The sequence below is a fragment of the Phaeobacter piscinae genome, from assembly GCF_002407245.1.
GTDB classification, from domain to species: domain Bacteria; phylum Pseudomonadota; class Alphaproteobacteria; order Rhodobacterales; family Rhodobacteraceae; genus Phaeobacter; species Phaeobacter piscinae.
Genome location: NZ_CP010681.1, coordinates 2942274 through 2964732, shown reverse-complemented (window position 1 = coordinate 2964732; position 22459 = coordinate 2942274). Strand labels below are relative to the sequence as shown.

At 59.7% G+C, this 22459-nt stretch carries 21 protein-coding genes, 1 tRNA gene, 1 other RNA gene and 1 riboswitch; of the genes, 12 read left to right on the top strand and 11 right to left on the bottom strand.

Annotation, left to right across the window (positions count from 1 at the left end):
- The first annotated feature begins 52 nt into the window (after window positions 1-52).
- Together phaeop14_RS13935 and ppk2 are read left to right on the top strand one after the other, a co-directional pair.
- Window positions 53-1642 carry a GMC family oxidoreductase gene (locus phaeop14_RS13935; protein ID WP_096789900.1) on the top strand — a complete coding sequence of 530 codons (1590 nt, stop codon included), beginning with the start codon at window positions 53-55 and terminating at the stop codon, window positions 1640-1642.
- Between the two features lie 214 nt (window positions 1643-1856).
- Window positions 1857-2774, top strand: a complete 918-nt coding sequence (ppk2, locus tag phaeop14_RS13930) for a polyphosphate kinase 2 (RefSeq protein ID WP_014875915.1) — start codon at window positions 1857-1859, stop codon at window positions 2772-2774.
- A 419-nt stretch (window positions 2775-3193) separates the two neighbouring features.
- Here ppk2 and rpsU read toward each other — a convergent pair whose 3' ends face one another.
- On the bottom strand, window positions 3194-3400 hold the full coding sequence (gene rpsU / locus phaeop14_RS13925) for a 30S ribosomal protein S21 (protein WP_005614280.1): 207 nt from the start codon (window positions 3398-3400) through the stop codon (window positions 3194-3196).
- 240 nt (window positions 3401-3640) lie between these two features.
- Here rpsU and phaeop14_RS13920 point away from each other — a divergent pair, with 240 nt between their 5' ends.
- Window positions 3641-4363 (top strand): COQ9 family protein, encoded by a 723-nt coding sequence (locus phaeop14_RS13920; RefSeq protein ID WP_096789899.1) that lies wholly within the window; start codon window positions 3641-3643, stop codon window positions 4361-4363.
- Window positions 4364-4454: 91 nt separating this feature from the next.
- Entirely contained in the window at window positions 4455-5447 is a 993-nt protein-coding gene (locus tag phaeop14_RS13915; protein WP_096789898.1) for an NAD(P)H-quinone oxidoreductase, read from the top strand.
- A gap of 55 nt (window positions 5448-5502) precedes the next feature.
- On the opposite strand, the gene phaeop14_RS13910 is transcribed toward phaeop14_RS13915, so the two are convergent.
- Complete coding sequence (locus phaeop14_RS13910) at window positions 5503-6360, bottom strand: DUF2189 domain-containing protein (RefSeq protein ID WP_096789897.1); 858 nt, start codon at window positions 6358-6360, stop codon at window positions 5503-5505.
- A 211-nt stretch (window positions 6361-6571) separates the two neighbouring features.
- Window positions 6572-7243 (bottom strand): ribonuclease T2 family protein, encoded by a 672-nt coding sequence (locus phaeop14_RS13905; RefSeq protein WP_096789896.1) that lies wholly within the window; start codon window positions 7241-7243, stop codon window positions 6572-6574.
- A gap of 142 nt (window positions 7244-7385) precedes the next feature.
- On the opposite strand from phaeop14_RS13905, the gene phaeop14_RS13900 reads away from it, so the two are divergent.
- On the top strand, window positions 7386-8159 hold the full coding sequence (locus phaeop14_RS13900; RefSeq protein WP_040180788.1) for a DUF1013 domain-containing protein: 774 nt from the start codon (window positions 7386-7388) through the stop codon (window positions 8157-8159).
- 255 nt (window positions 8160-8414) lie between these two features.
- Window positions 8415-8491, top strand: a tRNA-Met gene (locus phaeop14_RS13895).
- Between the two features lie 149 nt (window positions 8492-8640).
- On the opposite strand, the gene recR is transcribed toward phaeop14_RS13895, so the two are convergent.
- The 4 genes from recR to phaeop14_RS13875 all read right to left on the bottom strand — a co-directional run bounded on the left by recR (window position 8641) and on the right by phaeop14_RS13875 (window position 11985).
- The gene (gene recR, locus phaeop14_RS13890) at window positions 8641-9240 is read right to left on the bottom strand and encodes a recombination mediator RecR (protein ID WP_040180787.1); all 600 of its coding nucleotides are present in this window, start codon (window positions 9238-9240) and stop codon (window positions 8641-8643) included.
- A gap of 159 nt (window positions 9241-9399) precedes the next feature.
- Entirely contained in the window at window positions 9400-9744 is a 345-nt protein-coding gene (locus phaeop14_RS13885; protein WP_024095897.1) for a YbaB/EbfC family nucleoid-associated protein, read from the bottom strand.
- A 10-nt stretch (window positions 9745-9754) separates the two neighbouring features.
- On the bottom strand, window positions 9755-10129 hold the full coding sequence (locus phaeop14_RS13880; RefSeq protein ID WP_167385679.1) for a hypothetical protein: 375 nt from the start codon (window positions 10127-10129) through the stop codon (window positions 9755-9757).
- 17 nt (window positions 10130-10146) lie between these two features.
- Window positions 10147-11985 (bottom strand): DNA polymerase III subunit gamma/tau, encoded by a 1839-nt coding sequence (locus phaeop14_RS13875; protein ID WP_096789894.1) that lies wholly within the window; start codon window positions 11983-11985, stop codon window positions 10147-10149.
- Window positions 11986-12215: 230 nt separating this feature from the next.
- On the opposite strand from phaeop14_RS13875, the gene phaeop14_RS13870 reads away from it, so the two are divergent.
- Window positions 12216-12767: a protein-tyrosine phosphatase family protein gene (locus phaeop14_RS13870; RefSeq protein WP_096789893.1), complete on the top strand. Its 552-nt coding sequence runs from the start codon at window positions 12216-12218 to the stop codon at window positions 12765-12767.
- 119 nt (window positions 12768-12886) lie between these two features.
- Here the strand turns inward: phaeop14_RS13870 and phaeop14_RS13865 are convergent, their stop codons facing one another.
- From phaeop14_RS13865 to phaeop14_RS13855, 3 genes are all read right to left on the bottom strand, one after another.
- A complete protein-coding gene (locus tag phaeop14_RS13865) occupies window positions 12887-13300 on the bottom strand; it encodes a hypothetical protein (RefSeq protein WP_040180844.1) in 414 nt (137 codons plus the stop codon).
- Between the two features lie 92 nt (window positions 13301-13392).
- A riboswitch (cobalamin riboswitch) is annotated at window positions 13393-13631 on the bottom strand.
- Window positions 13632-13814: 183 nt separating this feature from the next.
- An RNA gene (ffs, locus tag phaeop14_RS13860) (signal recognition particle sRNA small type) lies at window positions 13815-13913 on the bottom strand.
- Between the two features lie 89 nt (window positions 13914-14002).
- Complete coding sequence (locus phaeop14_RS13855; RefSeq protein WP_096789892.1) at window positions 14003-15874, bottom strand: 5'-nucleotidase C-terminal domain-containing protein; 1872 nt, start codon at window positions 15872-15874, stop codon at window positions 14003-14005.
- Window positions 15875-16186: 312 nt separating this feature from the next.
- Here phaeop14_RS13855 and nudC point away from each other — a divergent pair, with 312 nt between their 5' ends.
- Window positions 16187-17191, top strand: a complete 1005-nt coding sequence (nudC, locus tag phaeop14_RS13850; RefSeq protein ID WP_096789891.1) for an NAD(+) diphosphatase — start codon at window positions 16187-16189, stop codon at window positions 17189-17191.
- A 68-nt stretch (window positions 17192-17259) separates the two neighbouring features.
- Complete coding sequence (locus phaeop14_RS13845; RefSeq protein ID WP_040174589.1) at window positions 17260-17727, top strand: SRPBCC family protein; 468 nt, start codon at window positions 17260-17262, stop codon at window positions 17725-17727.
- Window positions 17728-17740: 13 nt separating this feature from the next.
- Here the strand turns inward: phaeop14_RS13845 and phaeop14_RS13840 are convergent, their stop codons facing one another.
- Window positions 17741-18574, bottom strand: a complete 834-nt coding sequence (locus phaeop14_RS13840) for a prephenate dehydratase (RefSeq protein WP_096789890.1) — start codon at window positions 18572-18574, stop codon at window positions 17741-17743.
- A 119-nt stretch (window positions 18575-18693) separates the two neighbouring features.
- On the opposite strand from phaeop14_RS13840, the gene phaeop14_RS13835 reads away from it, so the two are divergent.
- The 3 genes from phaeop14_RS13835 (at window position 18694) to phaeop14_RS13825 (ending at window position 22457) form a co-directional block, all read left to right on the top strand.
- A complete protein-coding gene (locus phaeop14_RS13835; protein WP_014875899.1) occupies window positions 18694-19197 on the top strand; it encodes a c-type cytochrome in 504 nt (167 codons plus the stop codon).
- A gap of 242 nt (window positions 19198-19439) precedes the next feature.
- Window positions 19440-21362 carry an extracellular solute-binding protein gene (locus phaeop14_RS13830; RefSeq protein WP_096789889.1) on the top strand — a complete coding sequence of 641 codons (1923 nt, stop codon included), beginning with the start codon at window positions 19440-19442 and terminating at the stop codon, window positions 21360-21362.
- Window positions 21363-21371: 9 nt separating this feature from the next.
- Entirely contained in the window at window positions 21372-22457 is a 1086-nt protein-coding gene (locus tag phaeop14_RS13825; protein ID WP_024095908.1) for a microcin C ABC transporter permease YejB, read from the top strand.
- The last annotated feature ends 2 nt before the right edge of the window (window positions 22458-22459 follow it).

Genomic DNA, 22459 nt, shown 5'->3' with positions numbered 1-22459 from the left:
GAAAGACTGCCCCGACAGAACAAGACGGCAGGATTGTCGCGGGCGGGGGCGTATGGACTGGGACTATATCATTATCGGCGCAGGCAGCGCGGGCTGCGTGCTGGCCAACCGATTGAGCGCGGCAGGCCAGCGGGTGCTGCTGCTGGAGGCGGGCGGCAAGGACAACTACCATTGGGTGCATATCCCGATGGGGTATCTCTATTGCATCAACAACCCGCGCACTGACTGGATGTATCGAACCGAGGCGGAGGCGGGGCTGAACGGGCGCGCGCTGATCTATCCGCGCGGCAAGGTGCTGGGCGGCTGTTCGTCCATCAACGGAATGCTCTATCTGCGTGGACAGGCGGCGGACTATGATGGCTGGCGCCAGCGCGGGCTCACCGGCTGGGGCTGGGATGATGTGCTGCCCTATTTCAAGAAATCAGAGGATTACGTCGACGGTCCGTCTGACATGCATGGGGTCGGTGGCGAATGGCGGGTGGAAAACCAGCGCCTGCACTGGGATGTACTGGACGACTGGATGCAGGCTGCTGCGGAATGGGGCCTGCCTAAAGTCACCGATTTTAATACCGGCACCAATGAGGGCGTCGGCTATTTTCGGGTGAACCAGCGGGGCGGCTGGCGGATGAACACCGCGAAGGCGTTTTTGCGCACGGCGACTGGTGAAAATCTGAAGGTAGAAACCGGCGCCCACACCCGGCGTATCCTGATCGAGAACGGCCGTGCCGTAGGGGTGGAATACAGTCAGGGCGGTGTCGTGAAAACAGCGCAGACGGGCGGTGAGGTGCTGCTGTCTGCGGGGGCCATCAACAGCCCACAGATCCTTCAGCTGTCTGGTCTGGGTCCGGCAGACCTGCTGCGCGACCACGGGATTGCGGTGCAGCGGGACATGCCTGAGGTTGGTCAGAACCTGCAGGATCATCTGCAATTGCGTTGCGCCTGGCGACTGCAAGGGGCAAAGACACTGAACACTCTGGCCAATTCGCTGCTGGGCAAGGCAAAGATTGCGGCCGAATATGCCCTGCGCCGGTCCGGTCCGATGTCGATGGCGCCGAGCCAGCTGGGGGCGTTTTCCCGTTCGCGCCCGGATCTGGCGACGCCGGATCTGGAGTATCACGTCCAACCGCTGACGCTCGACGCCTTTGGTCAGCCGCTGCATGATTTTCCGGGATTGACGGCAAGCGTGTGTAACCTGCGACCTGAAAGCCGGGGAGAGGTAGCTATCGCCAGCGCGGATCCCATGCAGGCGCCCCGGATCGCACCGAAGTATCTCTCGACCGAAGGCGACCGTCAGGTGGCCGTGGCGGCCATCCGGCAGGCGCGGGCGATTATGGGGCAGGGGGCCATGCAGCGTTATGTACCGCAGGAGCTGAAACCCGGCGGCGGTTCGGATGATGAGGCGGATCTGATGCAGGCGGCAGGCGCGATTGGGACAACCATCTTTCATCCGACCTGCACGGTACGGATGGGCGCGGAGGAGGCGGCCCCGGTGGACGGCGCGCTGCGTTTGCGCGGGGTTGGTGGGCTGCGGGTGGTTGATGCCAGCGTGATGCCGGTGATTCCCAGCGGCAATACCAATGCGCCGACGATCATGATCGCGGAAAAGGCAGCTGATATGATTTTGAGCGATCATCGCGGGTAATTGGCCGCGCGGGCAGCATGCCCCCTTGCGTCTCCCGCCAATATTCGATTCCCTGTTCCGATCCGGCTGGCGCGTGGCCTGCGGGACGCGCTGGTCTGTTTCAGCGACCAGAGGGGCTGACAGTGCTGATCGCTTGCCTGACTGTGACACGAAACGATCACATCCGCCTGCTACAGCCGCGTGACTGACCAAAGACCGACCAAGGAGCTTTAGTGTGACCAGCGACCATGACCCTGATTCCTTTGACTGGCTGGACGCCGAACTTCAGGACACGCTGGACGAGGATTTCGAGATCGAATTCGCCGAGCCGATGCTGTCAATGGAATTGCGCAAGATCTACCGGTCACAACACCCGGAGATGCTGGATCGCAAGGTCTATTTTCGCAACTTGCTGCGGTTGCAGGCTGAGCTGATCAAGGTTCAGGATTGGGTCCAACACACCGGGGCCAAAGTTTGCATCCTGTTTGAAGGACGCGACAGTGCCGGCAAGGGTGGGGTGATCAAGCGGATCACCCAGCGGCTCAATCCACGGGTGGCGCGGGTGGTGGCGCTGCCTGCGCCCAGTCGCCGTGAGCAGAGTCAGTGGTATTTTCAGCGTTATGTGCCCTACCTGCCGGCTGCCGGCGAAATCGTGCTCTTCGACCGGTCCTGGTACAACCGGGCCGGGGTCGAGCGGGTGATGGGCTTTGCCAGCGATGATCAAGTCGAGCAGTTTTTTCAGGACGTTCCGGAATTTGAACGGATGCTGGTGCGGTCGGGCATTATTCTGCTGAAATATTGGTTCTCCATTACCGATGAGGAGCAGCAGCTGCGGTTTCTCATGCGGATCCACGACCCGATGAAGCAGTGGAAACTGTCGCCAATGGATCTGGAGAGCCGCATCCGCTGGGAGCAGTATACCAAGGCCAAGGAGGACATGTTCGAGCGCACCAACATTCCCGAAGCGCCCTGGTATATCGTGGAAGGGAACGACAAGAAGCGCGAGCGGCTGAACTGTATTGAGCATCTCCTGACCAAGATCCCCTATTGCGATGTCCCGAGTGAACGCGTGTCGCTGCCGGATCGCGAATATAAGCCCGATTACGAGCGCAGGGTGCTGCCGGACGACCTCTATGTGCCCAAGATTTACTGACCATAGCTGACGTGGCGGCCGCACTGGAAACGGGCGCAGATGTGCCATGCTGGCGTTTCTGCGCGGGTATGAGGCGGGGAAGAAGGAACCCGGAGCGGCAAATGCCTTGGTTGTAAGGGGGTAAGACAAGCGCCTGATGGGGGGGAGACGCTGCCTGCTCCGGGTTAGACCATCGGGTGTTCCAAATCCGATGGAGCGGGCAGCTGCTGGGGAAACGCGTCAGCCTGCCCGTGCATTAACCACAGTAGCGCAGTTTGTTCAAAACGAACACACGTATTGCGTGTATTTTTTGATAAAATATTAAGTTTATAAGTGACGGATTGTCGCACTCGCTATTTATGGGGAGGCCAAAAACGACAAACCCCCGCGGCTGAGCCTCGGGGGTCGTCATTTTGCGTCCAGAACTGCGGACAAAGGGCTCAGAGGAGGCCTTCGCGCTGTGCTTTCTTACGTGCCAGTTTACGGGCACGGCGAATCGCTTCAGCTTTCTCGCGCGCTTTTTTCTCGGACGGCTTCTCGAAATGTTGCTTGAGCTTCATTTCACGGAAGACGCCTTCACGCTGCAGCTTTTTCTTCAGGGCACGAAGCGCCTGATCGACGTTGTTGTCGCGAACACTAACCTGCATGTGGTTTTCACCACCTTTCTAAGTTGAGTTGCAAGGATTTGCAGGAAGTGGCCGTATAGCAAGGTCGCCCTAGCTTGTCCAGTACCGGGCCAGTTACTGGGCAGGGCCACTGCGGCGATAGATCGCGGCGCGCCAGTGAGACGATTGGCCGGGTGGATATTGCCCCTGCGGCATCAGATATCTTGTGTCAAACAGATGCGATTGCAATTAGTAAGACGTGAAATTTCGGAAGGCGAGACCATGACGATTGAGGATCACACCGACCCGCGCACTGAGCCTGAGGCAGGAGATATCATTGGGCAGCTGCTGGATGCAGCTCTGTTGCATGTGCCCTTTGATGGCTGGAGCGCGCAAACGTTTGCGGCGGCTGTCGAGGAGGCAGGGATCACGCCAGCGCTGGCCGAGGCGCTGTGCCCGCGTGGGGCGGTGGATCTGGCGATTGCCTTTCACAAACGCGGCGATCAGCTGATGCTTGACCGTCTGGCCGAAGAGGACATGACCGGCCTGCGGTTTCGCGACAAGATCGCACGTGCCGTGCGGCTGAGGTTGGAAGTGGTCGATGACAAGGAAGCCGTGCGCCGCGGCACCACGCTGTTTTCCCTGCCGCAATACGCGGGCGACGGAGTTCGCCTGATCTGGGGCACTGTCGATGCGATCTGGACTGCACTGGGCGACGCATCCGAGGATATCAACTGGTACACCAAACGCGGCTCGCTTGCCGGGGTCTATTCGGCAACGGTGCTCTATTGGTTGGGGGACGACAGTCTGGAGCATCAGGCCAGCTGGGAGTTTCTGGATCGTCGGATCGACAATGTCATGCAGTTCGAAAAGCTGAAGGCTCAGGTACAGTCCAACCCCCTGCTGAAACCATTGCTGGTGGGGCCGAACTGGCTGGCGCAGCAGATCAAGGCGCCTGGCACCCGTGATGATCTGCCGGGCAGCTGGTCCGCGCCGCGGCGCTGAGCCGCGCAACGTTACAGCGATCCGCAGCGGTGCGGGACCTATGACAGTCGGGCGTCCTTTGCTAGTCAGTGACAACAGCGGAGGAATGCGAATGACCGAAATGATGCGCGCGATTGAGATCCAGGAGCCCGGTGGCCCGGATGTTCTGCAGGCCTGTCAACGCCCGGTGCCGACACCCGGCCATGGGCAGGTGGTGGTGAAAGTCGCCTATGCGGGCGTCAATCGCCCCGATGCGCTACAGCGTGCTGGCAAATATGCTCCGCCCCCGACCGCAAGCGACCTGCCGGGGCTGGAAGCCTCAGGAGAGGTTGTTGCCCTTGGGGCGGGGGTCAGCGAGCTGGAGATTGGCGACCGCGTCTGCGCCTTGCTGCCCGGTGGAGGCTACGCCGAATATGTGGCGACCCCGGCGGCGCATTGCTTGCCAATTCCTGAGGGGCTTTCACTGAAGCAGGCGGCCTGCCTCCCGGAAACCTGTTTCACGGTTTGGTCCAATGTCTTCACCCGTGGTGGCCTACAGGCGGGGGAGCGGTTCCTGGTGCATGGTGGCTCGTCCGGGATTGGGACGACAGCCATTCAACTGGCATCGCAGCTGGGCGCACGGGTGTTCACCACCGCCGGGTCGGATGAGAAATGTGCGGCCTGCCTGAAGCTGGGGGCCGAGCGGGCAATCAATTACCGGGACGAGGATTTCGTCGAGGTATTGAAGGCTGAAGGTGGCGCCAATCTGATTTTGGATATGGTGGGCGGTGACTATATTCCCCGCAATGTGCGCGCATTGGCGGATGATGGACGTTTGGTGCACATTGCATTTCTGTCCGGGCCGAAGGTTGAGCTGAACTTTGCCCAGATCATGGCGCGGCGGCTGACGCTGACGGGCTCAACCCTGCGCCCGCAAAGCGATCTGGCCAAGGCGCAGATCGCCCAGGATCTGCGCGAGGTGGTCTGGCCTCTGATTGAGGCGGAGAAGTTTGCCCCGGTGATGGATCAGACATTTGCGCTAGAGGATGCGGCCGCCGCCCATACCCGGATGGAGGCATCGAGCCACATCGGAAAAATCGTACTGGAGGTCGGTGGCGAGGTGTAGACCGCACTGGGTGGGTGGCTCAGCAGGTGTCACCCGCCGCTTCCCTTGCTTGCCGTCACGCAATGGCACGACGATAGAGATGCCAGGTGGCGTGCCCCAGTACAGGGACGACCACGATCATGCCGACAAACATCGGAATCGCACCAAGAATGAGTAAGGCGGTGACGATGACGCCCCAAAGCAGCGAGACGAGAAGGTTCTGACGCACCACCCGCAGAGATGTGGCCACTGCGATCGGAAGGCCGACATGGCGGTCCAACAGCAGCGGAAAGGATACAAGGCTGACCGCGAGTGCGGCAAATGCAAAGACCGCGCCCACCGCGCTGCCAATCACCAGCATTGCCCATCCGGGTGCGGTGGTGAAGGTATCCCGCGTGAAGCTGATCACCGACTGTGGCGCCTCTGGGCCAAGTGTCCGGTTGTAGATGGCGGCGGCGACCGTCAGCCACAGGATGCAGAGCGCGGCAAGATACAGGCCCAGCATCAAAATCGACAGAAACGCGGGAGACCGCAGCACCGCAAAGGCGTCCATCCAGCGCGGCGTGAACCCGGCCTCACGGCGCGATGACATCTCATACAGCCCGACAGCGGCCACCGGTCCGACCAGCGCAAAGCCCAGAACCAGCGGGAACACCAATGGCAGCAGGTTCATCGACAGGCTGAGCACCACGAGGGCAACACCAATCAGCGGATAAAGGAAAACAAGCGCCATGGCGTCGGATCGGCAGGCGGTGAAATCTTGCCAGCCGGCCCGCAAGGCAGCGCCCAGATCCGTGATGTCCAATTGCAGTACGCGCGGCATCTTGCCAACCTTGTCGCTACCAAGGTGGTCCACCGAGGCGGAGACGTGAGAACTGGTTAGGCCAAAGGACTTAGCCAGCCAGCTGATGGGATTTCCGATGGTGCGTTCCATGATCCTTCCTCTCGTGTTGGCGCAGGGCGTACGGAGGGGGCGGGTCAGGTGGAGGCGGGCGTAGTCGGTCCGGATCAGTGACGCCCCAAGCCGGTGCGTATCCGCATGGTACCATAAAATCAGCGCAAAGTATGTCACTATGGTGCGAGGGGGCGAGGGTTGGCAGGCGAGCGGGTCGGCGGGCAGAAGCCGTACCAACCTGACAGGGGGGTTAGCGGATCGGCTCAAACACCGCGTTTTTCTGTGTGCAATCGCGGATCACGTCGCGGCCGCAGGGAACTGGTTGCAGATCGTGGGACAAACAGATCCGGGCCTCCTGGATGTGACCGTCGCGGCAGGTGATGGTCAGCGTGTTGGAAGCCAGCTCTGGGTTGTCCTGCAGAAAAGCCTGCTCGACCAAGCTGGCAGGCAGCGTCACCGGTTGCTGCAGTTTGCGGAAGGCGGCGGGACGTTTGATCTGCCCATAGGCCTGTCTCGACAGCTCAAAATAGGCGCGGGGCGACAGGCCGGAGCAAGTGCCGTGTTTCTTCCACTGATGCCAGGCGAGGCCGGGGCTTCCCATGATATCCGCCATCTGCCGCGTCTGCTGGCGGTTTGGCGGGGCCTCGGCTGTGCGGCAGTAGCTGGGCCAGCCGCGGTGAAACTGCGGCCACAGACCATGCAGGGTCCAGCCGTGGTCATGGCGGGGGTCGCATTGGTCGGATTTCCTAGCATCCCCCTCCAGTGCGCACCAATTCGGTGACCAGCTGAGCGCCAGAACGTAATAGTCGAATTGTCCGGCAATCTCACCTTCGGCCTTTGCCGGTGTTGTTGTGCCGACGTTCAGCCCGACGCCCATGACTGCAATAAGGGCCGCCATCAGGGCCAGTTTGATCCCGCGCATTCGCCTCTTTCCTTATAGAAACATCGCGACTATATAGAACTGAAGTTCCCCGACAACGGAAACCGCCCCAAATCGGGGAAGCCTCTTTCAGGCGACGGGAAAGATGTATCTGGGACAACCGTGTTATTAAGGAGATGAGCGCATGGCAAAACCGTTGATGGCCAAGGCGACCGCCGTGTGGCTGGTGGACAATACCACGATCAGCTTCAAACAGATCGCCGATTTCGTTGGCATGCACGAGCTGGAAATCCAGGGCATTGCAGATGGCGATGTGGCTGCGGGCGTCAAGGGGTTCGACCCGGTTGCCAACAACCAGCTGACGCAGGACGAGGTCGACAAGGCCGAGAAAAATCCGCTGCATAAGCTGAAGCTGAAGTTCAACCCGGCTGCCGCTGGCGAAGAAAAGCGCCGTGGCCCGCGCTATACCCCGCTGTCCAAGCGTCAGGACCGCCCGGCCTCGATCTACTGGCTGGTGAAGTTCCATCCGGAACTGTCCGATGGCCAGGTGTCGAAGCTGGTTGGCACCACCAAACCGACCATTCAGGCGATCCGCGAGCGGACCCATTGGAACATTGCCAATATCCAGCCGATTGACCCGGTTGCTCTGGGTCTGTGCAAACAGTCCGAACTGGACGCCGCCGTCCAGAAGGCTGCGGCCAAGAAGGCTGCCGAAGGTGGCGTGATGAGCGATGACGAGCGTCGCAAGCTGGTGTCGACGGAACAGTCGCTGGATATGGACGCGGAACCCCGCATGCCGTCTGCGATCGAAGGTCTCGAAACCTTCACTCTGGGTGGCAACGACAAGCCTGATGCGGCCGAGGAAGAGACTGTTGTGGATGCTGACAGCTTCTTCAACCTGCCTGCCGGTAGTGACGATGAGGACGAGGACGAGGACAACATCGATCCCCGCTTCTAAGATCCGCAGGCCGCCGGAGTGGTGGCATGTCAGATAGCAAAGACCACGGTGCGCGCTGCGTTCCGTGGTCTTTTTGCGTCTGGGGGCGACTGATGCTGTAGGTGCCGCCACGGCGATTTCGTGACGCAGGATAGGGTGCGTGGAGGTCGATTATTCGACCGTCACAGAAAATTCGCCTTTCGATGCCGATCCCTGCATTTTTCTGACTTTTCCGCCTTGACGCGCGGGCGTGGCTGGCGTACCTCGCACCCCGACGGCGCGGTAGCTCAGTTGGTTAGAGCGAACGACTCATAATCGTTAGGTCGGGAGTTCGAGTCTCCCCCACGCCACCATTCTTCTCTTGAAAATATAGACTCGACCACTGGCAGATTGCCGGATGCAACCTGCGCTTTTCAGGCGATGAGCGGGTATTACAGCTGGCCTCGGTTGCTCTCGTCAGAAGCCGATGGGGCGAGGCCTGCCACGGGCCTGTTGCAAAGCTTTAGATGTCCTTACGCGCGCGCAGGGCGGCTGTGATGGTGCCTTCATCTAGATAGTCCAGCTCTCCGCCGATGGGTACGCCCTGGGCCAGCGACGTCAGACGGACCTGCCCGCTGAGTTGATCAGCGATGTAATGTGCCGTCGTCTGGCCGTCGATTGTGGCGTTGAGCGCCAATATGACCTCGTTGACCTGTTCGGCCTGCACCCGGTCCACAAGGCGGGGAATGCGCAGCTCCTCCGGGCCGACCGCGTCCAAGGCCGAGAGTGTCCCGCCGAGTACGTGATAGCGCCCTTTGAAGACACCCGCACGTTCCATGGCCCAGAGGTCCGAGACATCCTCCACCACACAGAGCTCGCCGTTCTCACGGGTCATATCCTCGCAGATGGTGCAGAGATCACCGGTGCCGACATTGCCGCAGTTCAGGCACTCCCGCGCGGTGGCGGCCACCTCGCTCATGGTCTCGGCCAATGGGGTCAGCAGCAGGGCCCGTTTACGGATCAGGTGCAGCACAGCTCGGCGGGCAGAGCGTGGCCCCAGCCCCGGCAGCTTGGCCATCAGGGCAATCAGATCCTCGATATCGGTGGTTGAGTTCTTGATCATGCCTAACACCCCTGTCTGCCCCGCTATATAGGCTGATTGCGCCCTCGGAGTACAAGGGGGCGCAGGGCAACTGTTCAGGTTTTGTTTTTGCGTGCGCGCGGCGGACAAAAGAAAAGGCGACCCGAGGGCCGCCTGATGTTGTGTCTATGGTGCCGAGCGTCAGAACGGCAGCTTGATGTCCTTGGGCAGGCCCATGCTTTCGGTCAGGCTGGCCATTTCTTCCTGCGCTTTTTCGGCGGCTTTGGCCTGTGCATCCTTGATCGCGGCGAGGATCAGGTCTTCGACAACTTCCTTGTCGTCGCCATTGAAGATCGACGGATCGATATCCAGCGCTTTCAGATCGCCCTTGGCCGAGGCCGTTGCCTTCACCAGACCTGCGCCTGCTTCGCCGGTGACCATGACATTGTGCAGCTCTTCCTGCATCTGCGCCATTTTGGTTTGCAGTTCCTGTGCCGATTTCATCATCTTGGCCATATCGCCAAGACCGCCGAGGCCTTTGAGCATCTGTTTTCTCCTAAGTGCGAGGGCGCAGGGCGCCGTAAGTCATCACCGCACATATTGCAATTGCGAGGCCGATGAACAAGTGGGGTGGTCCAAGGCAGCCTTCAGCAAGGGCGGAGGCTTCCCCATAATCAAGCGCGTTTTCATATCGGTCAACCGCAAGGACAAAGGCGATGCCGGCCCAAAGCACGGCGGCGATTACGTAGGTCGGGCGGTTTCGTGTGGCCAGAGCGATGCCCGCAAGGGCAAGCAACGCAAGGGACACGGGCAGGGTGGAGAGGTTAATCAACTCATCCCAGGCGGGGGCGGGACCATCACCTGGTTGCCAAAACGGTCGTGCCTCATCACAGGCCTCTGCAAGGGCTGCGGCGGGAAACAGCGTCGCCATGAAGCCTATCGCCCAAGTCACTCTTCCTCGAAGGGATCCCATTCGTCTTCTACTTCGGGCAGGGCGTCTGCTTCGACCTCGGCGGCGAGATCTTCTGCTGTGCGAATGTGTTTGATCTTCGCCTTGGGGAAGCTCTCAAGAACCGCCTGCACCATCGGGTGGGTGCTGGCCTCCGCTCGCAGGGCGTTCTCAGCGGCGTTGTCGCGCTCAGTGATGGTTTCACCGCCACCCTCATTGGCGAGGGAGATCACCCAACGGGCATGGGTCCAGGTCTGCAACTGCTGGCCAAGACGCGCGGCGAGATCCTTGGGCGCGTCATCCGTGGGCTGGATGGTGATCCGGCCGGGTTGGTAAGACACCAGACGCAGGTAGGTTTTCACGTATTCCAGCAGCAAACCGTCGCGTTTTACCCGGATCAGTTCGATCACATGCTCAAAGCTGGGATAGCGGGCAAGCGCACTATCTACCTGCGGGGCGAGCGCGGTTGCCTGTCCGTTGCCTGCCGACATCGTTGGTCCGCCCTGGGGGCCGCTTGGCATGCCGCCCTGCGGTCCGGGTTGCTGAGGGACGTAACCGCCTGCGCCTTGGGGGGCGCCAGATGGTCCGCCAGAGTTCCCCGTCGGCGCGTTCATATGACCGCTGGGTGGCGGGGACGGCGGCGTATCCTGCAGGGTGCGCATCAGCTGTTCAGGCGTCGGCAGATCTGCCACATGGGTTAGGCGGATCACCGCCATTTCGGCCGCCATCATTGCATTGGGGGCTGCGGCGACCTCTTCCAGCGCCTTCAGCAGCATCTGCCACATCCGCGTCAGGACACGCATCGGCAGCGCCTCTGCCATTTGGCTACCACGGGCGCGCTCATCCGGGCTGACAGTGGGATCTTCCGCCGCATCGGGGGTGATTTTCACCACGGACACCCAATGGGTGATTTCGGCCAGATCGCGCAGGACGGCCAGCGGGTCGGCCCCCTCGGCATATTGCGCGCTGAGTTCGGTCAGCGCCGCAGCCGCGTCGCCTCGCAGAATCATGTCGATGAGGTCCAAGACCCGCCCGCGATCCGCCAGCCCCAACATGGCGCGGACCTGATCCGCGGTTGTCTCGCCGGCGCCATGCGAAATTGCCTGATCAAGAAGCGAGGTGGCATCGCGGGCAGAGCCTTCGGCGGCGCGGGTGATGAGCGCCAGTGCGTCATCGGCGATTTGCGCGTTTTCTGCCCTCGCGATCTTTTGCAGAAGGGCAATCATCACCTCAGGCTCGATCCGGCGCAAATCGAAGCGTTGGCAGCGCGACAGGACGGTCACTGGTACCTTGCGGATCTCCGTGGTCGCGAAGATGAATTTCACATGTGCGGGCGGTTCCTCCAGCGTCTTCAACAGCGCGTTGAAGGCGGAGGTCGACAGCATGTGGACTTCGTCGATGATGTAGATCTTATAGCGGGCAGAGGCTGCGCGGTACTGCACCGAATCGATGATTTCGCGGATGTCGCCCACGCCCGTTCGGCTGGCGGCGTCCATCTCCATCACATCGACATGCCGACCTTCCATGATCGCCGTGCAATGTTCGCATTTGCCGCAGGGTTCCGTGGTGGGGCCTCCCTGACCATCCTCGCCGATGCAGTTCATGCCCTTGGCGATGATCCGTGCGGTGGTCGTCTTACCGGTGCCGCGAATGCCCGTCATGATGAAGGCCTGGGCAATCCGGTCGGCGGCAAAGGCGTTTTTCAGCGTCCGCACCATGGCGTCCTGGCCCACCAGATCGGCAAAGGTTTCGGGCCGGTATTTGCGTGCCAGAACCTGGTATTGGCCAGACCCTTGGTCCGGTGCTTGGCCTGCTGTGTCGCCTGCTGTGTCGCTCATGATCTCTCGTGCCAGATTCGGGGGTCGGTCGTTTGTATTCGGGTAAAGTAGGCAAGCGCGCGCGTGGCGTCCACCGCTGATGCAGATCCAGAAGGCGCAGGTGTCCACCGCCAGAGCGGACCCAGAAACCATTAGGTGCCGGAGGGGCGGACCGCTACATTGAAGGATGTGATCATCCGGGGGGATTGGTGGCGCAGGATTTGCGGCGCGCTTGGCAGTGGGGGCTGACAATGGAGCATGGATCTGAGGGTGGCGATACCGATAGCGCGCAGAGAGGCGCACCGCTGGTGCTGCACGCGTTGTCGGTGACGGATGGTATTTTGGCGCTGTGCCCGCTGCCGGGGGCAAGCGGGGATTATCAGGCCGACATAGAACATATTCGAGAATGGCAGCCCGGGTTGGTGATTTCCCTGACCACGGTTGAGGAACACGCCGCCGTTGGCGCAGCGAGCCTCGGCAGTGATTTGCAGAGCCTTGGCAGCCGGTGGATCCACCTGCCGGTTCCCGACTTCAGCACGCCACCTCCGGACATTCTGAACCGTTGGCCTGAAGCCAGCCATATGGCCCGCAAAGCGCTTGTCGGGGGTGGTCGGGTGTTGGTGCATTGCCGGGGCGGCTGTGGCCGGTCGGGAATGGTTGTGCTGCGATTGATGACAGAATGCGGTGAGCGGCCCGATCTGGCGCTGGCGCGCCTGCGCACGGTGCGCCCCTGTGCCATTGAAACTGAAGAGCAGATGGCTTGGGCCTATGGCCCAAGACGCATTCCCGGCAACGCGCGCTGACTTGGGTAACTTGGGAGCGCGGCGCCGCAAATTGGTCAACCTCGCCATGGTGTTTCATTCGGATGCAGCGCCGCGCAATCGCGGCGCCGGAGACCGGTTCGACAGGTTGATCTGGGTCGTCAGGCGGGCACGGATTGCAGCGCTGCCGCTGTGCGCGCGGGTTGCGGTGTCAAGGGCAGAGCCTGAGCCAAGCCACAGGGGTATTCCCGCAGGCAGGTAATGGGGCGGCTGTTCGCAGTTTGGCAGAAAAGTGCGTCCGCGAATTGGTCAAGGCTGCCCTGATCCACCTCGGGAGAGATGCCGAAGTAGATGCGGATGCGATCGTGGCTGGCCGCAAACCGTGCCTGGCAGGGCCGGTCGCAGGCGGTCAGTTCACAGGTGCCCGCAATTTCAAAGTCATCAGTTGTGACCGCACGGGCCTGTCCTAAAGCAGCGGCCAGGCGTGACAGCATGCGTTCTGCCGCAGGGCAGGGTTGCCCCAGATGTTGGCAATTGCTGAGTGAGTAGCGGTGTGTTGTGTCAGTCCAGTTCATTGCGCCCTCCGCGCGAAGGAGGGGATGAATGGTCAGAGCTGGCAGGCCAATGGGCAGACATGCAGACCCTGCCAGAACACCCCGCCTGGTTTCGAGTTTCTTGTCTGATGGCAGGTCTCCTGACTCGCGGGTCGTCACAACACCGGTGCCTTCCCAATGCGGCAGGTCCATATGGACCTCGGCATCAGTGGCATAATCCGGGGTCGCTCACCGCTTACAGTTGCGGGGGCAGTCGCGGCATTGATCTGGCAAGTCTGCCATCTCGCACCGTGTTCCCTTTTCATCCTGACCACCCGAAGGCGATACAGGAACCATCTATCGAAGAGCTAGCGGGGGCGGGGGCGAGTCGTCAAGCATATCGTCGGGTATGTCCCGGAATTACTGACCCGTACTGGCGCTACAGATTGTGCTGCCGGTTCAGCGGTATCTATATATTGTGCTGCCTAGCATCTCTTATGCGGAAGTGATGCTTTGCGCTCACTGCCGCCGACCAGTCATCTCATAAGAAAGGGAAAGGTGAGAGGTTGGACATCGACCCAAGCGGGGCTCGTTGTGGCTGCTTCCTTCCGGATCTGACCAGGTTGGCGAGGCGCTTGCCCGCGCCAACCTCTCGACCCCGATATAGGAGGGCAGGCGGAGAATGGCAAGCCCGTGCGATGCGCAATGTAAACGGAGCGACGAGGTGCATCATATGCTCTGACCTTACAATCTGACGCCAATCCGCAAGAACCCGTCGGGCGTGGTACCACGCAGGCTGTGGCGGGACGGATCAAGATCGCTGAGATAAGCGCGGGCCCCGGGGCCGGTAAAGATCTCGGCCTCGGTGGAGGCGTGGCTGACCAGGCGCCAGGGCGCAGGTGCGTGTTCCAATGGGTCACGGTCGAGACGCCCGGCCACATAGTCACGGATCACGTCTCTGACCCGTAATGGGGGGATCGGCAGCGGCGTGGCGGACTGGGCCATGGCGAAATTGCCGCCACCACCGATGCGATAGCTGCTGACTGCGACTGCGAAATGCTGGCTGTCGCGCACTGGCGCTCCCTTCCAGCGGAGGTTGCGAATTCGATGGCTGTCGGGATTGGCCAACTCGCCATCGATTGCAAACCTCGCCGGTGCGGACACATCGATATCATATTGAACACCAAAAATAACGTCGAAGTTGTGGCCAGCCCGGTCATTGTCAAGCAATGGTTCACCAGTTGAGCCCGGCGCGATCTGATTGAACAATCCGGCCGACATCTCCAGCCAGGCGCGCAATTGGGCGCCATTCAGAACCACTGTGCGTAGCTCATTTGGGAACGGCTGGATATCGACGACATGGCGCATATACATCTGTCCAACCGGCACATCGGTATAGTTCGACGGACCAGAGCGCGCGCCGAACTTTCCAGGCGCCGCAGCAGAAAGCAGTGGCAGATTGCTTGCCACAGTATCTGTCAGGGCCGGGCGAACCGCAGCGGCCTGTGCCCGAGCCACCAGCGCCAGCGCTTGATCGTGTCCAAGAAAGGTAAAATAGGAATGCAGCGGTTGGCTCGTGCGTCCGACAGGTTGCGCCATGCGGCTTCGTGTTTCGGCATGATCTTCTGCGAGAGCCTCTATGACCGAGGTGTCTTCGTCGACTAGGGGGGTCAGAACACTGTCCGTGTCACAGGTCGGCCTGCGTTCTGCAATAGGGCGGAGCGCACTGGAGGCATAGGTCACCTCCCAGCGACCTGTGCTGAGCCTAATACTCAGATCGATCACTCCGAGATGCGAGCCATGGGCACCCGGCATGACAATCGGGACCGAAACTGGATGCCGCGGATCAGGCAGCGTCAGGTGTGTGTGACCGCCAATGATAGCGTCCAAGGAGCCAAGGTTGGCAAGCGGATGAAGGGCATTCTCGATGCCATAGGCGGCGCCTGTTTCCCCGATTCCAGTGTGGGCCAGAGCCACGACAATATCGCAGCCGTTCCTCCGTAGCGCCGCAGAGTGCTTGCTCGCCGATTGCACCATGTCATCAATAGTAACTTTGCCGTGCAAAGCATGGGCTGCCCATTTGAGTGTTTGCATCGGCAGGACCGACAGCAGTCCGATTCGCAGCGGCGCAGTATTGTCGGCACCAGGAAGCACGCGCTCCAATACGGCAGACTGACAGAACGGCAGTGACAGCTGCGGGTTCAGGGCTCGCATATTGGAACACAGGACCGGACAGTTGATCCGAAGCAGCGCCTGTCGCAACTGATCCAATCCAAAGTCGAAGTCATGATTTCCAAGGCCGATGGCGTCATAGTTGAGCAGATCAAACGCGCGTGCAACCGGTGCAGGGCGGACCTCACTGAGCTCTAGCGGGCGCTCTGCAATCGGGGTTCCGAATATGCTGTCGCCATTGTCCAGAAGCAGGGTGACAGCACCGTTTGCGGCCGCCTCGCGGCGCGCCTGAGCGATCAGCGTGGCCACACGCGAAAGCCCCAGCGCAGGATCAGGTTGATCGGAATAATAATCGTGACTGAGCAGGTTTGCGTGAAGATCTGTGGTCGCCAGAATACGCAGGGATCCGACCTTACTGTCTTCGGCTTTATCCGATCCTGTCATTTGGTATTTCTTAGAGGTCGCACGGTAAATCCCGAGGTGGCGTTGGTTGCCAATTTATTAACAAGCCTGTTTGCCTCTTTGAAGCAATCAAATGTGACACTCGAAAGCCGCTTATTGCTGAGAATTCTATTCAATCGTGTTGCTTTCCTCTTGAGATGCTGCGGAATTAGGGTTTTCACCCGCTAGGCAGGGCCAGAACTTTCTAGGTTACTGTGGCGTAGAGGAAACAACTTTACACCCTAAAGTTGCATTCTTGCGACGATTTCAGGTGGAGTGGCGCATGTGTGCGCAGACGTAGAATTAGAGGGCGCGATGCGACAGGCAGAACAGGTGACATTTGGCGGCAGTGGTTTGGACCGGGCGGCGCATCTCAGGGACGATCCTGCGGCTTTGGCTGCGCTGTGGAAAGGTGGGAACTGTCGTATCTTGTTGATCTGGCGTGGAAAGCCATTGTGCACCCTGCCTTCAGAGGTTGCCGTGGCATCAGACAGTGCGATTGTCCCTGAGGCTCTGGCCTGGATCCGGCCCGATCATCCTATGGTCACGGGCGCGGCGGCGGGTGCTGTCTTCCTCGGGATCTGTACAGCAGGGCGGGCACGATTCTCGGTTGATATCAGTGATTGGCAGCCGGACAACCTTGACGATACAGCGCTGCTTGGCTTTGTGGACAGCAGCGAGCAGCGGCATCCGGATCTGCCGCAGGGCACTGGATTTGTCGAACTGCGCCGCATCATGGCGCAGCTCAGCCGCGAGGACGCAGAACTTGCGGCGACCGCACGGGCGGTGTTTGGCTGGCATCATTCGCATGGGTATTGTGCCTGCTGTGGTGCCAAAAGCGATATGGCGCAGGCGGGGTGGCAGCGGGTCTGCCCCAGCTGTGACGCCGCGCATTTTCCGCGCACTGATCCCGTCGTGATCATGTTGATCACGCATGGCGATGCGGTACTGGTCGGGCGGTCGCCGGGATGGCCCGAGGGGATGTATTCCCTGCTGGCCGGGTTCGTGGAACCAGGCGAAACACTGGAGGCCGCTGTGCGGCGTGAGACTGCGGAAGAGACCGGCGTAGAGGTCGGTGCCGTCAGCTATCTGTCCAGTCAGCCCTGGCCATTTCCAATGTCGCTGATGTTCGGCTGCGCGGGCGAGGCGCTGGGGCGTGAGATCACCATTGATCCCAAAGAGATCGAAGATGCGATCTGGGTCTCACGTCAAGATATGATGACGGTATTCGAAGGGGAGCACCCCGATATTCGCCAGCCGCGCAAAGGTGCAATTGCGCATTTTCTGTTGCAGAACTGGCTTGCAGATACGCTGGATTGAGACGAATAGTAGCAGTCAGTACAAGACCGCCATCGGATTTTCCGATCCGCTGTAACAACAGGACGCCCATGGATTTTTCCAGCAAAGAAGACATCGACGCACCAATTGCAGAAGTCTTTCGATCAATCGCAGATTTCGAAAACATGGAGCGTATGGCGCTGCGTCGGGGTGTGGATGTGCAGCGGATGGGGGATGTTCATCACCCCGAAAACGGGCTGGCCTGGGAGATCGAGTTCCAGTTTCGCGGCAAGAAACGCAATCTGCACCTATCGCTCAGCACTTATGAACCTGTGACACAGATGGTGCTGACCGGCACAGGCAGCGGCCTGGATGGCGCGATGGATATCGAGTTGCTGGCCCTGTCGCCGCAGCGCACCCGCTTGTCGGTGACCTTATCGCTGACACCCAAGACGCTGTCGGGGCGTTTGATGGTTCAGTCCCTGAAGCTGGCGCGCAGCAAATTGAACCGCGGCTTCAAGAAACGCGTGTCCGAGTTTGCCAAACAGACCGAAGACCGGGTTGGCCGCTCCGCCTGACGCGAATTGCAGATCAGAAACGATCGTCATTCGCCGGGTAGACTCCCAGGATTTCGATGTTTGTGGTGAAATAGGCCAGTTCATCCATGGCGAGGCGGACATTGGGATCGTCCGGATGGCCATCAATATCAGCATAGAACTGGGTCGCGGTGAAGGACCCGTCGACCATGTAGCTCTCGAGCTTTGTCATGTTGATGCCATTGGTCGCAAAGCCACCCATCGCTTTGTAGAGTGCGGCGGGTATGTTGCGAACCTGGAAGACGAAGCTGGTGATCATGCCATGGTTGCCCCGGCGGTCCATATTCGGCTCGCGCGACATGGTCAGGAAACGGGTGGTGTTATTGCCATGATCCTCGATATGGCGGGCCAGCACCTCCAGACCGTAGATCTCGCCAGCCAGTTCACTGGCCAGCGCGGCGTGGGTCTTGTCCCCTTGTTCGGCCACGTCACGGGCAGCGCGGGCATTGTCGGGGCTGACACGGCCGTGGATGTTGTTTTCGCTTAGAAACCGTGCACATTGCGGCAGCAGCACGAGATGCGAATGCGCCTCTTTGACGTCTTCAAGCTGCGCGCCCGGTACGCCAAGAAGATTGATATGCACGCGCACAAAGGCTTCGTCGATGATATGAAGACCACTGTGCGGCAGCAGGCGGTGAATGTCGGCAACGCGCCCATAGGTGGAATTCTCCACCGGGAGCATGGCCAGCTCAGCGGCGCCGCTGCGCACGGCGTCAATGGCGTCCTCGAAATTGCGGCAGGGCAGCACGTCCATGTCAGGGCGTTCCTTGCGGCAGGCTTCGTGGCTGTAGGAGCCAAGCTCCCCCTGAATGGCAATTCTCTGGGTCATAACTGCGACATCCGTGCAAAACTTCAAAAAACGGGCGTTTCGTCGCGCTGTCTATACCTTGCCACTTGAGAGGGGAAGCCTTAGACACCCTCCCAGACAGCTGAAATGGACTCGCGATCATGTTTGACACGATGACCCTTACCAAAGCGACCGCAGGCGTTTGCGGCGCGTTCCTCGTGTTCCTCCTGGGCAAATGGGCCGCAGAGGAACTCTATCATACCGAAAGCCATGGCGAGGCTTCTTATGTGATTGAAGTGGAAGAGGCAGGTGCGGAAGAAGTTGCTGAAGTCGTAGACTTTGGTGAACTGATGGCCGCTGCAGACGTTGGCAAAGGTGCCAAGGTCTTCAAGAAATGCTCCGCCTGCCACAAACTCGAAGCCGGTGAAAACGCCACTGGCCCCTATCTCTATGGGGTGGTTGATCGTCCGATCGCCGCAGCGGATGGCTTTGGATACTCTGCCACTCTGGCCGGTCTTGGCGGTGAATGGACAGCAGAAGAGCTGGATGCCTTCCTGACCAAACCGTCGCAATACGCGCCGGGCACCACCATGAGCTTCAGCGGGCTGAAGAAGCAGAAGGATCGGGTGAACCTGATCGCCTATCTCGACAGCCTCGACGACTGATTTTCATCGACTTTTGACAGAATAAGGAGACCGCGCCATTCGGCGTGGTCTTTTTCCGTTTAAGGGGTGAGCGGCGCAGAAGTGATCAGGGTCGACCGCGACTTGGCAATTTCATGCCCCTTCGGTTCTTGACACACGGGAAATTCAGCCAATCTGAACTTGAATGTTAGGGGGGCAGCCGCTTAGCTTTGGGTCAGACAATGATCCTGGCAGCGAACGCCGGACAATGGAGGTATTGGCAGATGAAGACGCCCACCGCACCCCGCCGCGCCGTTTCGGCCCGAGTGGTTGATCCGCAACCATTTTTTCGCATCGTGATGACAGGGTTTGCCACGCTCATCATCTGCGCGATGGCGGCCTCGCTGGCCTTTGCTGAGGAGCGGGTGATCAAAAGTCACGGTTTCACTGAATTCGGAGAGTTGAAATATCCCGAAGGCTTTGCCCACTTCGACTACGTCAATCCTGAGGCCCCGAAAGGCGGCGAGCTGTCTCTCTCTGCGGTTGGAACCTTCGACAGTATGAACCCCTACACCCGTAAGGGCCGTGGGGGCGCCATGTCGGCTGATCATTTTGAATCGCTGATGATAGGCTCCTACGATGAACCGGGATCCTACTATGGTCTGCTGGCCGAGAGTCTGGAGTATCCGGAGAGCCAGGACTGGGTGATTTTCAACATGCGCCCTGAAGCACGGTTTTCTGATGGGACGCCCGTCACGGCTGAGGATGTTGTCTTTTCGCACAACCTTCTATTGGAGCAGGGGCTGCAATCCTACGCGGAGGCCGTCAAAAAGCGCATTCCCAAGGCCGAAGTGCTGGGGCCGCATCGGGTGAAGTTCTATTTCTCGCCGGATTTCCCGCGCCGGGCAATGATCACACAGGTTGGTGGAACCTCGGTGTTTTCCAAGGCCTGGTTTGAGGCAGATCCGGAAAACCGGCGTCTGGATGAGCCGCGATTGGACCCAGGGATCGGGTCTGGTCCATATGTGCTCGAAAGTGCTGACGTGAACCAGCGTATCGTCTATAAACGCAGCCCTGATTACTGGGGCAACGACGTGAATGTAAATGTGGGGCGCCACAACTACGATCGCATTCGGATTGAGTATTTCGGCGATAGCGTTGCCGCGATGGAAGGGTTCAAGGCCGGGGTCTACACCATGCGCCCGGAGAACAGCTCCAAGAGCTGGGCCACTGCCTACGGGTTTGACGCGGTTAAAGAGGGCGATGTGGTGAAGGGGGAATTCCCCGATGGTAATGTTCCCGCTGCCAGCGGGTTTGTGATGAACCTCCTACGCCCCAAATTTCAGGATCCCCGCGTTCGTGAAGCGATCCAGCTTGCCTATAATTTTGAATGGACCAACGACAGCCTGCAATATGGGCTGTTCGCGCAGCGCCATTCGTTCTGGCAGGATTCAGCTCTTGAAGCAAAGGGGCTCCCAAAGGGGCGCGAATTGGAGGTGTTGCAGGATCTGGGTGATCAGATTGACCCGGCGCTGCTGACAAGTGAGCCAGTAATGGCGCATAGTTCAAAACCTGCGCGGCCAGCGGATCGGCGCAACCTGCGCCGGGCGATGAAACTGCTGGATGAGGCGGGCTGGGCTGTTGGCGATGACGGGTTGCGCCGCGATGCCAAGGGAGAAGTGCTGAAACTGGAATTTCTGATCGATTCGCCCACGATTGAGCGAATCGTGCAGCCCTATATCGCCAACCTGCGGCAGATGGGGGTGGATGCCATCTCTAACCGGGTTGATTTCGCGCAATATACCAGCCGTCGCCGTGAAAAAGACTTCGATATGATCACCTTCGCCTATCCAAAGTACCTGCAGCCCTCGACCGGGTTGTACCAGCAGTTTGGATCCGATGCGCATGAGTTTTCCGTGTTTAACCCGGCGGGGATGGCGGATCCGGCGGTTGATACGCTGATTGGTGCCATCGTAAAGGCGGAAGATCAGGAAGAGCTCTACGCCAATGTGCGTGCGTTGGACCGCGTTCTTCGGGCCAAGCGATTTATGGTTCCCACCTGGTATCTGGATGTGAATTGGGTGGCCTATTGGAATTTCTATGAGCAGCCCGAGACCTTGCCGTTGTTCGATCTGGGGCTGCGCGATGTCTGGTGGGTCAACGCCGAGAAAGAAGCGGCATTGAAATCCTCTGGCGCGTTGCGGTAAGCGCCTGACATGGCAGCCTATATCCTTAGACGTTTTCTCCTGGTGATCCCGACGCTGTTCGGGATCCTCGTTATCAATTTCGCTCTGGTGCAATTTGTGCCGGGTGGTCCGGTCGAACAGATGATTGCACAGCTGGAAGGCGGCGGCGATGTATTCGAGGGATTCGCCGGGGGCGGCGGTGACGCTGGCGGAGAGGCCATCGCAGCCAATGACAATTACGCTGGTCGACAAGGGTTGCCGCCTGAGTTGATCGCAGAGCTGGAGCAGCAGTATGGCTTGGACAAACCGCCGTTGGAGCGGTTTTTCCTCATGCTCGGCAACTACATGCGCTTTGACTTCGGTGAGAGCTATTTCCGCAAGATTGATGTGATGGATCTGGTTCTGGAGAAGATGCCGGTGTCAATCTCGCTGGGGCTTTGGTCGACATTAATCGCCTATCTGATTTCCATCCCATTGGGCATCCGCAAGGCTCTGCGGGACGGCAGTCGGTTTGATACATGGACCAGCGGTCTGATCATCGCCGCCTATGCAATCCCCGGTTTTCTGTTTGCAATCCTGCTCTTGGTGTTGTTTGCCGGCGGGTCCTATTGGCAGATTTTCCCGCTGCGGGGGCTGACCTCTGACAACTGGGAAAACCTCAGCCTTTTCGGTAAGATCGCCGACTACTTCTGGCACATCACGCTGCCGGTTGTGGCCTCGACCATTTCGGCCTTTGCCACGCTGACACTGCTGACCAAAAATTCGTTCCTGGATGAGATCAAGAAGCAATATGTGATGACCGCCCGCGCCAAGGGGCTGAGCGAGCGGCGGGTGCTTTATGGTCATGTGTTCCGCAATGCGATGCTGATCGTCATTGCGGGCTTTCCGGCGGTTTTTATCGGGGTCTTCTTCTCCGGCAGCCTGATCATTGAGACGATTTTCTCTCTCGACGGTCTGGGGCGCCTGGGGTTTGAGGCCGCGGTGGCGCGCGATTATCCGGTGATCTTTGGTACGTTGTTTATTTTCGGACTGATGAGCCTCGTGGTCGGGATTATCTCCGACATCATGTATGTGATTGTCGATCCGCGTATCGACTTTGAAAAGAGAGAGGGCTGACA